The organism is Enterococcus sp. AMC1157, from assembly GCF_058216555.1.
This window is the reverse complement of the sequence record NZ_CM177099.1, coordinates 1,127,401-1,139,841: the sequence shown is the minus strand read 5'-3', so window position 1 is coordinate 1,139,841 and position 12,441 is coordinate 1,127,401. Positions and strand designations below refer to the sequence as shown.

The 12,441-nt window shown below is 36.0% G+C and carries 12 protein-coding genes and 1 other annotated feature; of the genes, 7 read left to right on the top strand and 5 right to left on the bottom strand.

What is annotated here, in order from left to right:
* Positions 1-368 precede the first annotated feature (368 nt).
* The 5 genes from rplK to AC4BBX_RS05580 all read left to right on the top strand — a co-directional run bounded on the left by rplK (position 369) and on the right by AC4BBX_RS05580 (position 3,683).
* Positions 369-791 (top strand): 50S ribosomal protein L11, encoded by a 423-nt coding sequence (gene rplK, locus AC4BBX_RS05600; RefSeq protein ID WP_490455459.1) that lies wholly within the window; start codon positions 369-371, stop codon positions 789-791.
* Positions 792-897: 106 nt separating this feature from the next.
* The gene (gene rplA, locus AC4BBX_RS05595; RefSeq protein ID WP_490455458.1) at positions 898-1,587 is read left to right on the top strand and encodes a 50S ribosomal protein L1; all 690 of its coding nucleotides are present in this window, start codon (positions 898-900) and stop codon (positions 1,585-1,587) included.
* Positions 1,588-1,651: 64 nt separating this feature from the next.
* Positions 1,652-1,777, top strand: a sequence feature (ribosomal protein L10 leader region).
* A gap of 44 nt (positions 1,778-1,821) precedes the next feature.
* A complete protein-coding gene (rplJ, locus tag AC4BBX_RS05590) occupies positions 1,822-2,322 on the top strand; it encodes a 50S ribosomal protein L10 (RefSeq protein WP_490455457.1) in 501 nt (166 codons plus the stop codon).
* A gap of 70 nt (positions 2,323-2,392) precedes the next feature.
* Positions 2,393-2,761 carry a 50S ribosomal protein L7/L12 gene (gene rplL, locus AC4BBX_RS05585; RefSeq protein ID WP_490455456.1) on the top strand — a complete coding sequence of 123 codons (369 nt, stop codon included), beginning with the start codon at positions 2,393-2,395 and terminating at the stop codon, positions 2,759-2,761.
* Positions 2,762-3,248: 487 nt separating this feature from the next.
* Entirely contained in the window at positions 3,249-3,683 is a 435-nt protein-coding gene (locus AC4BBX_RS05580) for a universal stress protein (protein ID WP_490455455.1), read from the top strand.
* A 56-nt stretch (positions 3,684-3,739) separates the two neighbouring features.
* Here AC4BBX_RS05580 and AC4BBX_RS05575 read toward each other — a convergent pair whose 3' ends face one another.
* From AC4BBX_RS05575 to AC4BBX_RS05565, 3 genes are read right to left on the bottom strand one after another with little or no spacing between them, the layout of a single operon-like run.
* Complete coding sequence (locus tag AC4BBX_RS05575; RefSeq protein WP_490455454.1) at positions 3,740-4,924, bottom strand: ABC transporter permease; 1,185 nt, start codon at positions 4,922-4,924, stop codon at positions 3,740-3,742.
* Positions 4,911-6,041 (bottom strand): ABC transporter permease, encoded by a 1,131-nt coding sequence (locus AC4BBX_RS05570; protein ID WP_490455453.1) that lies wholly within the window; start codon positions 6,039-6,041, stop codon positions 4,911-4,913. Before AC4BBX_RS05570 ends, AC4BBX_RS05575 begins: the two co-directional genes overlap by 14 nt.
* Positions 6,042-6,074: 33 nt before the next feature.
* Positions 6,075-7,007: an ABC transporter ATP-binding protein gene (locus AC4BBX_RS05565; protein ID WP_490455452.1), complete on the bottom strand. Its 933-nt coding sequence runs from the start codon at positions 7,005-7,007 to the stop codon at positions 6,075-6,077.
* 676 nt (positions 7,008-7,683) lie between these two features.
* Between AC4BBX_RS05565 and AC4BBX_RS05560 the strand changes: the two genes are divergently transcribed.
* Complete coding sequence (locus AC4BBX_RS05560) at positions 7,684-8,754, top strand: sensor histidine kinase (RefSeq protein ID WP_490455451.1); 1,071 nt, start codon at positions 7,684-7,686, stop codon at positions 8,752-8,754.
* Between the two features lie 30 nt (positions 8,755-8,784).
* Positions 8,785-9,408, top strand: coding sequence for a response regulator transcription factor (locus AC4BBX_RS05555; RefSeq protein WP_490455450.1), 624 nt, complete (start codon positions 8,785-8,787; stop codon positions 9,406-9,408).
* A 177-nt stretch (positions 9,409-9,585) separates the two neighbouring features.
* On the opposite strand, the gene celB is transcribed toward AC4BBX_RS05555, so the two are convergent.
* Positions 9,586-10,920, bottom strand: coding sequence for a PTS cellobiose transporter subunit IIC (gene celB, locus AC4BBX_RS05550; protein ID WP_490455449.1), 1,335 nt, complete (start codon positions 10,918-10,920; stop codon positions 9,586-9,588).
* 6 nt (positions 10,921-10,926) lie between these two features.
* Positions 10,927-12,327, bottom strand: a complete 1,401-nt coding sequence (locus AC4BBX_RS05545; RefSeq protein WP_490455448.1) for a glycoside hydrolase family 1 protein — start codon at positions 12,325-12,327, stop codon at positions 10,927-10,929.
* Positions 12,328-12,441: the final 114 nt, after the last annotated feature.

The following is a 12,441-nucleotide window of genomic DNA, read 5'->3' as shown; positions in this document are numbered from 1 at the left end:
TTCGTTTGAGACCACCGAGAGCCTCAGTCTCATCGGCTGCTGACAACACTGATTAAGTAACAAAGACACTAAGAGTTGAATACTGAAAGGTTTGAAACTGATGTAAAGCAAATCAGGCTGGTCACTTACAAATTCTTTTTTTGTATAAGTTAGAGAAAGGATTTTTTTATTTTCTTGTTTAATTGTCATTAGTGCTGCTAATTTTCAAAAAGAATAAAAAACAGAGCAAAAATACTTGAATTAATTTTTGATTCTGCTATAATATTCCAGTGTGCATAAAACATGTTGTTTTTGTGCGCAGGTAACAAGTGGGAGGAGAAATTTTGATCTCCAATTAACCACATCACGGACTCAAGGAGGTATGTCTCGTGGCAAAAAAAGTAGAAAAAATCGTTAAATTGCAAATTCCTGCAGGTAAAGCAACACCAGCTCCACCAGTAGGTCCTGCATTAGGTCAAGCGGGTGTTAACATTATGGGATTCACAAAAGAATTCAACGCTCGTACAGCTGAACAAGCAGGTTTAATCATTCCTGTAGTGATTTCTGTATACGAAGACCGTTCATTCACATTCGTTACAAAAACACCACCAGCAGCAGTATTATTGAAAAAAGCTGCAAAAATTGAAAAAGGTTCAGGCGAACCAAACAAAACTAAAGTTGCTAAAGTAACTAGCGATCAAGTAAAAGAAATCGCTGAGTTGAAAATGGAAGACCTAAACGCAGCTGACGTTGAAGCAGCAATGCGCATGGTCGAAGGTACTGCACGAAGCATGGGAATCACTGTAGAATAATTTCTGCTGACCCAAGGAAGTAGCTTCTCAGTCGGATCTGTATTGAAAGATATAGAACACGTGGGAGGTTCTACCGTTATAACCACATCAAGGAGGAAACACAAAAATGGCTAAAAAAAGCAAAAAAATGCAAGATGCATTAAAAAAAGTTGATGCTAACCAAGCGTACGCTCTTGAAGAAGCTGTAGCATTAGCAAAAGAAACAAATATTGCAAAATTCGACGCAACTGTTGAAGTTGCTTACCGTCTAAATGTAGACCCTAAAAAAGCGGATCAACAAATCCGTGGTGCAGTGGTACTACCAAACGGAACTGGTAAAACTCAAAAAGTTTTAGTATTTGCTAAAGGTGAAAAAGCGAAAGAAGCAGAAGCTGCTGGCGCTGATTACGTAGGTGAAGGCGACTTAGCTAAAAAAATTCAAGGTGGCTGGTTCGACTTTGACGTCGTTGTAGCAACACCTGATATGATGGCTGAAGTTGGTAAACTAGGACGCGTTTTAGGACCAAAAGGTTTAATGCCTAACCCTAAAACTGGTACTGTAACAATGGACGTTACTAAAGCGATTGAAGAAGTTAAAGCTGGTAAAGTAACTTACCGTGTTGACCGTAACGGAAACGTACATGTTCCAATCGGTAAAGTATCATTTGACAACGAAAAATTAGTTGAAAACTTTAAAACTATTCATGATGTATTAGTGAAAGCTAAACCATCAGCTGCTAAAGGTACTTACATGAAAAACATTACAGTGACTACAACATTTGGTCCTGGTGTTCATGTAGATTCAGCTTCTTTCTAATTAAATAGAAAAAATATACAAAAATTATTGACTCAAACACCTTTCTTATGGTAAGGTGTTTGAGGTTAAATAATTAACTGTACCGAAGACAGTAGGTGACATTCGTCATAATTCCTACCGAGGACATTTATTGAGAAACTTCAATTGTCCCTCTATGTCTACGGTGGCATAGAGTTTTTTTCTGTCTTTTGACAAAAGAACTCTTCCATCAAAACCAGGAGGTGAATTTTAATAATGAGTGAAGCAACTATCGCTAAAAAAGCTGCAATTGTTGAAGAAGTAAGTGCTAAGTTCAAAGAAGCTGCATCTGTAGTAGTCGTTGACTACCGTGGATTAACAGTTGATGAAGTTACTCGTTTACGTAAACAATTGCGTGAAGCAGGCGTGGAAATGAAAGTTATCAAAAACTCTATTCTTTCACGTGCAGCTGAAGCAGCTGGTTTGGAAGGCATGGGTGAAGTATTCACTGGCCCGACAGCAGTAGCATTCAGTAATGAAGATGTAGTAGCACCTGCGAAAATCATCAACGATTTCGCTAAAGATGCTAAAGCATTGGAAATCAAAGGCGGTATCATTGAAGGTAAAGTTTCTTCATTGGAGGAAGTTATTGCTTTGGCAAAACTACCAAACCGCGAAGGCTTACTATCTATGCTTTTATCTGTACTTCAAGCGCCAGTCCGCAACGTGGCTTACGCTATCAATGCAGTGGCAGAAAAAGACGGAGATGCAGCTTAATTGCCGCATGATACACGTATCGTAAATAACAAAAACTAAAAAATTACCTATTATATGGAGGAAAACAAAAATGGCATTGAACATTGAAAACATTGTCGAAGAGCTAAAAGGCGCGACAATCTTAGAATTAAACGACTTAGTTAAAGCTATCGAAGAAGAATTTGGCGTATCTGCTGCTGCTCCTGTAGCTGTAGCTGCTGGTGGTGCTGGTGATGCTGCTGAAGAACAAACTGAATTCACAGTTGAATTAACAGCTGTTGGTGATTCAAAAGTTAAAGTTATCAAAGCAGTTCGTGAAGCAACTGGCCTAGGCTTGAAAGAAGCTAAAGCTGTAGTTGACGGCGCTCCTGCACCAGTTAAAGAAGGCGTTTCTAAAGAAGACGCTGAAGCATTAAAAGCTTCTCTAGAAGAAGTTGGAGCTACTGTAACTGTAAAATAATCTTATTTAAAGATGATGAGACTAGAAAACCTATTAAATTAGGCTTTCTGGTCTTTTTTTTGTTTATAAAAATAAATTTTTGTGTTCGAAAAACTGAAAAATTGAAACATAAAGATTGTCTTTTGTTTGAAAATCTGAAAAAATGAAACACAAACATCATCTTGTGTTCGAAAAACTTGAAAAATGAAACACAAGCATCATCTTGTGTTTGAAAATCTGGGAAAATGAAACATAAAGATTGTCTTGTGTTCGAAAAACTGGGAAAATAAAACACAAACTTTATCTTTTGTTCGAAAATCGGAAATAATCGTACACAAAATCCTACATCTGTTCGAAAACCATCAAACACAAACTTGCCTGACTGTCTAAAAAACAAAAAATCGATAATTTACGCTATTCATCTACCAAATTATCAATTCTAACCGTTAAGCTATTATTTTAAACAAGAATTAAATTGTGATGTAATTAACTAAAGGAGGCGGTTTGAATGTTTGTGGAATACAAACGGCTATTGGTTGCAATAGATGGGTCTCCTCAGTCAGAAAAGGCATATTTGGAAGCGACGAGTATTGCGAAAAGAAATAAGTCAAAAGTGTTTTTAACTTGGATTATCAATGACTCTGAATTTTCTACTACGGATCCTACGTATACCGGTTTGTTAAATGAGGAAAAAGTGCGTGTGGAAGAAATGATTGCCAATCGTATTCACGAAATGCAAGAAGCTGGAGTAGAAGATATTGAAGTAGTTATTGAAATGGGTGCTCCTAAACAAATGCTTGCTACGGAATTGCCTGCAAGATATGACATTGATTTGATTATTATGGGATCAACTGGAAAAGATTCTGTTCAGCAGATGTTGGTCGGATCAACGACTTCTTATGTAGTTAATCAAGCCCCTTGTAATGTGATGGTTATCAAGTAAATCAAAATATCCTAGTGATAGAATTTAATTGTCTATCACTAGGATATTTTTTTTATTTATCTTGCAGTGCGTTTACTTTTATTTAAGACATCTAAACTTTTTTCTCTGGTACTAATAAATTGAACGATTAGAAAAGCCAAAGAGAAAGCAAGTAGAACGAATAGATTCAAACCAAATGATTGATAAAAATCATTGCCAAAACTTGGACTTTCACCAATCAATTGATTGTTTTGAATGAACCAATAAGAAGGTGTAAAAGCTGCAATACGATTGACAATATCGGGCAGAATCTCTGACGGAACAAACACACCACTGATAAAACAGCTTCCCAGAATAAAGATATTACTAACACCGTTGATGGTATCAATATTGTTGGTTAGATTGGTGACCATTATCGAAAAAGCAATCATGGTGAAGAAAAATGCCAGAATATTCACCACAAACAGTCCGAGAATCTGTAAGTCTTGTATTTTAGAGAAATATAGGACAAAAGCACCAAACCCGATGGTCAATATCAAAGAGTAAAGCAGATTAGCAGTACCGACTTTTCGGGAAAGTTTTCGACGAGACATGGGTGAACAATTATTTCTCATGCGAACAACTGGACGATTAAAGGAGACATTGACTAGTCCATAGGCTGAGAAAATAGCTGTAAATAAACCATATGCTAAAAGATTAACTAAACGAGCAGCGACACTTTTTCTCACACGTTGGTTGTATCCCGAATCGAGTTGATAACTTTTTTCTGTTTGTAAGGTTTCTCTTGTTTGCTGTAAAATTGTCTCTGGTGAAGCTTCTGGTTGATTTCTTTGGAAAAGTAAATAAGTATTCAAAAATTGATTAATTGATGTATCCACAAGAACTTTGGAAAAGGTTCCTGGTCTGGTCCGAGCGACTAATTTGGGAGGATTGCCTTGTAACAATTCCTCGCTGAAAGAAGCAGGAATTGTCAAAATATAAGCAATTTCTTCAAAATACAAAGCATCATCCAAAGCTTTTTCGGAGGTATCTGCAAGTTTGACCACATTCTGTTCTTCTTCCAAGTAGTCAATCAACTCACGAGTAATCAAGGAATCATCTTCAGATAAAATGGTGATATTGGCTTTGCGTGCTTGTGCTTCATGATCTGTACTGATAGCACCAGATTGAGCAAAGATAATAAAAGCAGTAATTGCTACACCAAGTAATAACGTTCCTCGATTTGATCGTAAAATTTTAAAGACTGTTTTATAAATGTTCATAGGAAACTCTCCTTTCAAAATAAACATTTGCTAAGAAAAAGAGTATAGTAAATCCACCTAACCATATAAGATTATGATAAAAAGGAGTTAGTGACTGATAATAAAATAATTGGAAAAAACTTTCGCTAATTAAATTGACTAGATTAATTCGTCCCAGAATCGGTAAATTTTGGCTAATCCAAAATTTTAAGTCAACGGTACCCATCATTCCGGCTAAGAAACTCATAATCATCGTGACAGTGGAACCAATACTAATTTTCTGTTCAAAGGTAATTTTAGAAGAAAAATTACCTAACAAGGTGCCTAAAGATAAGGCGTTTAGCACGCCTAAAGCAACGAGGACTAAGAGCCATTGCCACTGATTACCAAACTCGACTCCGTAAATAAAGTGAAAGACAGCTAAAATAATCAATGTTTGTGCGAAAAATAGGACAAAACTAGCAAGTAAATTGGCTAAAGAGACAACAAATTTTTTTCTAGGTGAGAGACAGACGCGAATGCCGTTGGCTGATTGATCGGCTTGCTGGTCATTCGTGTTACCCAGTCCCCAAATTAAACCGTTCATAATAGACATTCCAATTAAAGTGTAGAAAAAATAATCACTTTGATTGGCATGAGCTTGCTCTTGATCGGTAATAAAGTTGGTTTGTTGACTTAATTCTGAGGCGATTTCTTCATAGGAAAGACCTGCTGCCATCAAAATTTCGACTTTGTCTTGTGATTGAAGATATTGATTTAAAAAGTCCAATAAAATTGACTGAGGAATTTGATTACGTCCAACAAATAATTCAATGTCTCCTTCAGTAAATTCGTAGTAGCCGACAATATCGTCGGTAGCAAGTTGTTCATCTGCTTCTGCTTTTTCTAAGTGATGGACTTCAAACAACACAGTATCATCAGATTTTACTTCTTCCAAAATAGCTTCAAATGCTGCACTGTCTTCGCCATTTGTTACGATAGCAATTGGGGAAGTTTCTAATGAGATTGGAGATGATAGATTGCCGAATGCTGCCATAAACAAAAGTCCTAAGAGAATAGGAAATAACATCGTCCAGAAAATTAATGAAAGATTTCTTGATAAAATTTTTAAGCGATAGGTAAATAAATGCCAAAACATAAACTTTCTCCTCCTTGTTTGTTTAGTAGCTGCTTAATCTCGTAATTCTTTTCCGGTAATTTCCAAAAAGACATCGTTTAAGGTGACTTCTTCGGTGTGCAGATTAGCATAGGCGATTTGTTGATTTTCTAAATAAGTCAAAATCGGCAATAAACTATCTCTGGTTGATTCAACTCTTAAAGTTAAGATTAGTTGATCGTATTCAACATCTAATACACCAGGAATATTTTTTAAATCTTCTTTGGCAGTCTCTGTGAATGAAGGAACTTCCAGCAATAATTTTTCACCTGTTCGAACCATGTCTTTTAGTTCTTCTTTGGTTCCTTTAGCGATAACTTGTCCTTGATCAATAATGACAATCTGATCACAAAGAATTTCGACTTCTTCCATGTAGTGAGTGGTATAAACAATCGTTGCTCCTTGCTTATTGAGCTCTTTGATACTACTCAAAATTTTATTCCGACTTTGAGGATCCACCGCAACGGTTGGCTCATCTAAGAAAATTAGTTCAGGTTTATGAGAAATACCGCAAGCGATATTCAGGCGACGACTCAAGCCACCACTTAATTGATTAGGTAAAAATTTTCGAAATTTATCCAATCCGACTAATTCAATGACCTCTTCTACATACTGTTGACGTAATTTTTTATCACTAACATATAATCCACAGTAATAGTCAATATTTTCAGTGACGTTTAATTCTTGGAAAATTGCTACTTCTTGTGGCACAATCCCAATCCGACGTTTAATATCAAAACGAGTAGGAGACATTTCTTCGCCAAACAATTTTACTGATCCTCTGTCGTAATTCAATAAGGAAAGCATACAGTGGATAGCAGTAGATTTCCCACTTCCGTTAGGACCAAGTAAGCCCAAAATTGTTCCTTCTTCAACTACTAAATTAAAATGATTCAAAGCCAATAAATCTTTGTAGCGTTTGACTAAATTTTCGATTTGTATCACCATAATGAAAAACTCCTTTTCTTTTTCTTTATACTCTGACTATAATAGAAATAAGTCATGGATAGTAGTGTCGATTGGCTAAAAGCAACATGACATTTGTCATATTACCAGTCCTACTTTGCCAGTTCCGCTTTGCCAGTCTCACTTTGCCAGTTCCGCTTACTAGGAACACCAAGCTAGCGGAATGGTATGCGTAGAGAGAATAAGATTCAAATTTTCGTACTTTGAAAATTTGATTACATTAAGACGAAGTAGCACTAGGAACACCAAGCTAGTGAGATGGTATGCGTGAAGAGGAACAAACTTAAATTTCGTTTTTCAGAAATTTAAATTCATTGAATCGAAGCAGCGCTAGGAACACCAAGCTAGCGGAATGGTATGCGATAGAGAATAAGATTCAAATTTTCGTACTTCGAAAATTTGATTACATTAAGACGAAGTAGCACCAGGAACACCAAGCTAGCGGAATGGTATGCGTATAGAGAATAAAATTCAAATTTTTGTACTTCGAAAATTTGATTACTCTAAATCGAAGTAGCTTATATTTCAAATAGAAATAAGGATGCCAGTTCCACTTACTAGGACCTCTAAGCTAGTGGAATGGTATACGGCATTTCAATCGAACTAAAATTTCGATTTTTAGAAATTTTAATACTTTAATAGAAATAAGGAGGAAACGATGGAAAGACAGTCTTTTTTTATTGTGTATCTTTTTTTACAAAGTTTAAGTTTTTTGTTGCTCTTTCAAGAAGGTTTCCAACCGCTGTTTGTGTTGTTTTTATTATTGAGTATCATTTTTATGTTTCCCACCTTATTTATTGAAGGTGTAAGAGGAAAGAGTGTAACGTTAATTATTTTTTATGGCGTTAGTCTTTTTTTTCCGGAAATAGGGTATTTTTTGCCAGCAGCTTGGTGGGTGATTAATCGATATGAGATTGTGCCAATTTGGTGGTCGGCAATTGGGCTAATTGGGATATTTTTCTTAGATTTATTGTGGATTGTTAAAGTAACAGTCGCAGTGCTAATCTTATTGACTGTCTACCTCAGCTATTTACGGTTTAATTATTTAGATATGACGCATCAGTTATTGGAATTAAAAGATGATAGTTGGGAAAAAGAACAAGTCCTACGAAGAAAAAATGAAGAATTACAAAGGTCGCAAGAGATGATGTTAAATTTAGAAATTGCCGAGGAACGTAATCGAATTGCTCGAGATATTCACGATAATGTGGGACATTTATTGTCGAGTGCAATTATTCAATTAGGAGCATTGGAAGTCGTTAATCAAGATGAAAAATTAGAACAACCTTTAACTCAATTAAAAGAAACTGTGCATACAGGAATGAATCGAATTCGTGAAAGTGTCCATGACTTACATCAAACTTCATTGGCATTTAAAAAGGGTTTGGAGCTTTTAGTTGAAGATTTTCATTTTTGTCCAGTTACCATTGAAGGTGATTTTTCAGATGAGTTGTCTGAGAAAGAAAATCAAATTTTTCTGACGGTCATTCGTGAAGCTTTGGCAAATATTATGAAACATAGTAATGCAACTCAAGTAAGGATTGAGCAGTCCAATTTACCTGCTTTTTATCGCTGTCGAATTGTGGACAATGGGACTAAGCAATCAGTTGGTCAAAAAGGGATTGGTTTATTGAGTATGCAACAACGAATGGAAGAAATTGGTGGTCAGCTTCACATCAATCAAACAGATAATGGTTTTACTGTGACGATGATTTTACCAAAAATTTGACGATAGTATGCAAGAAAGGGAGGGGATTGGATGATTAGTGTCATTGTAGTGGACGATGATCGTTTGGTGACAGAATCCTTACGAACAATTTTAGAGATTGATTCAGAGATTAGAGTACCTGCGATTGGTCACTCCGCTGAGGAAGCAGTCAGTCTGTATCAGGAATTTCAACCAGATGTTATGTTGATGGATATTCGAATGGGAGAGCATACAGGAATTGATGCAGCAAAAAAAATCTTTTCCTTCGATTTAGAGGCGGTCGTTTTGTTATTGACTACTTTTTCTGATGAAGAATACATTCGTGAGGCATTGCAAATTGGTGTGAAAGGCTATCTCATCAAGCAAAACTTAGCAGACATTATTCCAGCAATTAAAGCTGTTAATAAAGGTCAATCGGTTTTTGGTAATGAAATTGTTGGTAAATTATCGAGTATTTTAAGCCAAAAGGCGAAAGGAATAACGATTGAATTAACTGATCGAGAACAAGAAATTCTAGAGCAAATTGCTGAGGGGAAAAACAATAAAGAGATTGCCCAAATCTTGTATTTAAGTGAGGGGACGGTGCGTAATTATATTAGTCAATTGTTAGACAAATTAGAAGTCAGAGATCGTACACAATTGGCCATTTATTATTACAAGAATCTGCAAACATAAAAGGGACTGTAACATAAGTAGTTTAACAGTAAAATATCCGAAAGATAGAAGGTTGCACCTGCGGTCCAGTTGGTCCGAATCGCAAATTCGTCTCTAATGAACGAAATGCATTCTATTTTATTCGGATATTTTTGTCTTGTTTTTACTTATGTCACAGTCCTTTTTTGTAATTAACTCTTATTTTGAAGTCGTTTGTTCGGTATACAATTTTCCATCATACATCTTGAAAAATGGATAATAAATCAGCATGGAAACGGCTAGATTAACAAAGGCAAGAATCACACTACGCCAATCTCCACTTGTTCCTAGAAAGGCACCAATTCCAACAGGTGAAATCCAAGGAATACCTGTTAAAACTTTGCTGACGAAATTCATAGAAGTTGCCAAATAAGCAATCGAAGCAGTGACAATGGGTGTAATAATAAAAGGAATAATCAGGTAAGGATTATACACAATTGGTGCTCCAAAAATAACGGGTTCATTGATATTAAATAAGCCTGGTAAAAGTGCTGCACGACCAAGAACTTTTAGTTGATCGGATTTTGCAAATAAGATCATCAATAAAACCAACCCTAAAGTACTACCGGCACCGCCAATAAAGATGTACATATTGATAAAATCACCGGCAAAAATATTATTGGCACCTTCAATATTTTCAGTTAAAGCCACCAAAAGAATTGGATTGATAAAGCTATTTTTGATAATAGCCGTTCCGTGAACCCCAACAGCCCAAAGTAAATGAATCAACAACATAATCACAACAATACCGAACCATGAACCAGTCAAATCTTTTACGAATTCAAAAGGTTTTGATAATAAACCATGAAGATCGGTTTGGAAAAAGGCCAATACACCATTAATCAGTACCATGACTGAAGCAATTAAAATCGCTGGAATCAAAGAAGCAAAGGCTTTACTGACACCATCAGGTACTCCGTCAGGCATATGAATGGTTAGATTTTTTTTGATACAAAAACGATAAATTTGCGTTGCAATTAGGGCTGTGATGATACCAATAAAAATCCCAACACCACCAAAACGATTAATCCATCCACCAATTGACACCCCATTGTAAATCATGGAAGTATCGGTAGTTTCTTGAATCAATTGGGCGCCGCCATCGCTAATTTCTACTTGGACAATTGTTAGTAAGAAGGCAAATAGTCCTAAAATAGCCCCGACAAAACTACTCAAGCGATTATCATCTTGACGATAACTATCGGTTAAATAGTAAGCTGTTGCCAAGCTATAAAAAATAGCAATCGAACCAATCGACATCGTGATAACAACACTATATAAAGGAGAAAATTTCAAAATTGTTCCCTCAAAAAATGGCGCTAAAGGAGGGATAATTTGTGGTAAATTGTTAATAATCAAAAAGATAGAACCTACGATTGTAAAAGGAACAGTGATGACACCGGCTTGCATAATTGCACGAATAAAACGTAAATTCGCCATTTTATTTAATGGTGGCATCAACTTGGTTTCTAAAAACTGAAAAATTCGATTCATTTTTTATCACCCTTTCTTCAAAGGTAGCTGATTGGTTTTGATTAATTCTTGATACCAATAAAAGCTATCTTTTTTGTAACGAGCTAATTCTTTTTCGTCGGTTTCATTACGATCGACATAAATAAAACCATAACGTTTACTGATTCCTTCATGGACGCTGACCAAATCAATTGCTGACCAAGGACTGTAACCAAATAAATCAACACCTGCTTCAATCGCAGACAAGCACTGGCTGATATGTTGCTCCAAATAATTAATGCGATAGCTATCATGAATGCGTCCGTCGGTAGTCAATTCATCTCGAGCACCTAACCCATTTTCAGTAATAATAATTGGTAGATGGTAGCGATCGTACAAGGTTTGTAAGGTTGTTTTTAGACCGTCTGGATCAATCGTCCAATTGAATTCATTTTTTTGTAAGAAGGGATTGGTATAACCTTTGTAAAAGCCCCATTCCATAATGTCTTCACTTTGTTGATCACTAATTCCATCAGACATACCATCTTTTTTGACCGGTTTTTCCACAGTAACAGTAGTATAGAAATTCATCGCAATAAAGTCAGGAAAATACTTTTCCATCACTTCTTGATCTTCTGGCGCAAAATCAATTTCTACACCTTGTCTGTATAAATAATCTTTAAACACGGCATTGTAACGACCAAAGACTGAAAAATCAAGGTAAGCCCAATTTCGTACACTGTTAAAATACAAAGCGGCTTGGTTGTCTAAAGGCTTACTTGTTGCAGGATAGACCAAAGAAATATTTGGCACGGGTCCAATTTTTCCATCTTCAATCAATTCATGGCACCATTTAAAAGCATACTTTTCTGCCATCATTAAATGATGAAATTGTTGGTATTTCTCTTGTAAAGGAATAGTGTGACCCAGAATTTTTTTATCAACCAATAACATAATATTTGGTTCGTTGATGGTCAGCCATTTTTTAACTCGATCTCCATAAGCAGTAAACACGGTTTTAGCATATTCAACAAAGGCGTCTACTGTACTGCGTGTTGTCCAACCACCTTCATCTTCCAGGGCTTGAGGTAAATCGAAATGGTTTAAGGTAATCATTGGTTCGATCCCATTTTTTAGGCATTCATCAATGACTTGGCTGTAATGTGCTAAACCAGTTTGATTGATTTCTCCGCGACCTTGAGGAAAAATTCGGGTCCAAGCAATTGAAAAACGAAAAACTTTGATACCTAGTTCTCCTAATAAACGAATATCTTCTTTGTAGCGATGGTAGTGATCGACTGCCACCGTAAAATCAGTAATTTCATGATTGTCTCTTGGGCGTGTATCTTGAACGCTTAATCCCTTACCGTCAGCTTGATAAGCTCCCTCTGTTTGATGGGCACTAATCGAAGCTCCCCAGAGAAAATCTTTTGGGAAAGTATGTGTCATAAATTTTAACTCCTTCTTGGTATAAATTGCTCTGAAATTCAGAGATAAATGATTTCTATCTTAGTATACTTGATTCCGTCAAAAAATCGAACCGTCTTGACTTTCATTGCAAAG

Coding starts and splice junctions, on each gene's coding strand:
- AC4BBX_RS05545 (WP_490455448.1), bottom strand. CDS start 12,327: ATGACACATACTTTCCCAAAAGATTTTCTCTGGGGAGCTTCGATTAGT.
- AC4BBX_RS05575 (WP_490455454.1), bottom strand. CDS start 4,924: ATGAACATTTATAAAACAGTCTTTAAAATTTTACGATCAAATCGAGGA.
- rplJ (WP_490455457.1), top strand. CDS start 1,822: ATGAGTGAAGCAACTATCGCTAAAAAAGCTGCAATTGTTGAAGAAGTA.
- celB (WP_490455449.1), bottom strand. CDS start 10,920: ATGAATCGAATTTTTCAGTTTTTAGAAACCAAGTTGATGCCACCATTA.
- AC4BBX_RS05570 (WP_490455453.1), bottom strand. CDS start 6,041: ATGTTTTGGCATTTATTTACCTATCGCTTAAAAATTTTATCAAGAAAT.
- rplA (WP_490455458.1), top strand. CDS start 898: ATGGCTAAAAAAAGCAAAAAAATGCAAGATGCATTAAAAAAAGTTGAT.
- AC4BBX_RS05560 (WP_490455451.1), top strand. CDS start 7,684: ATGGAAAGACAGTCTTTTTTTATTGTGTATCTTTTTTTACAAAGTTTA.
- AC4BBX_RS05565 (WP_490455452.1), bottom strand. CDS start 7,007: ATGGTGATACAAATCGAAAATTTAGTCAAACGCTACAAAGATTTATTG.
- AC4BBX_RS05580 (WP_490455455.1), top strand. CDS start 3,249: ATGTTTGTGGAATACAAACGGCTATTGGTTGCAATAGATGGGTCTCCT.
- rplL (WP_490455456.1), top strand. CDS start 2,393: ATGGCATTGAACATTGAAAACATTGTCGAAGAGCTAAAAGGCGCGACA.
- AC4BBX_RS05555 (WP_490455450.1), top strand. CDS start 8,785: ATGATTAGTGTCATTGTAGTGGACGATGATCGTTTGGTGACAGAATCC.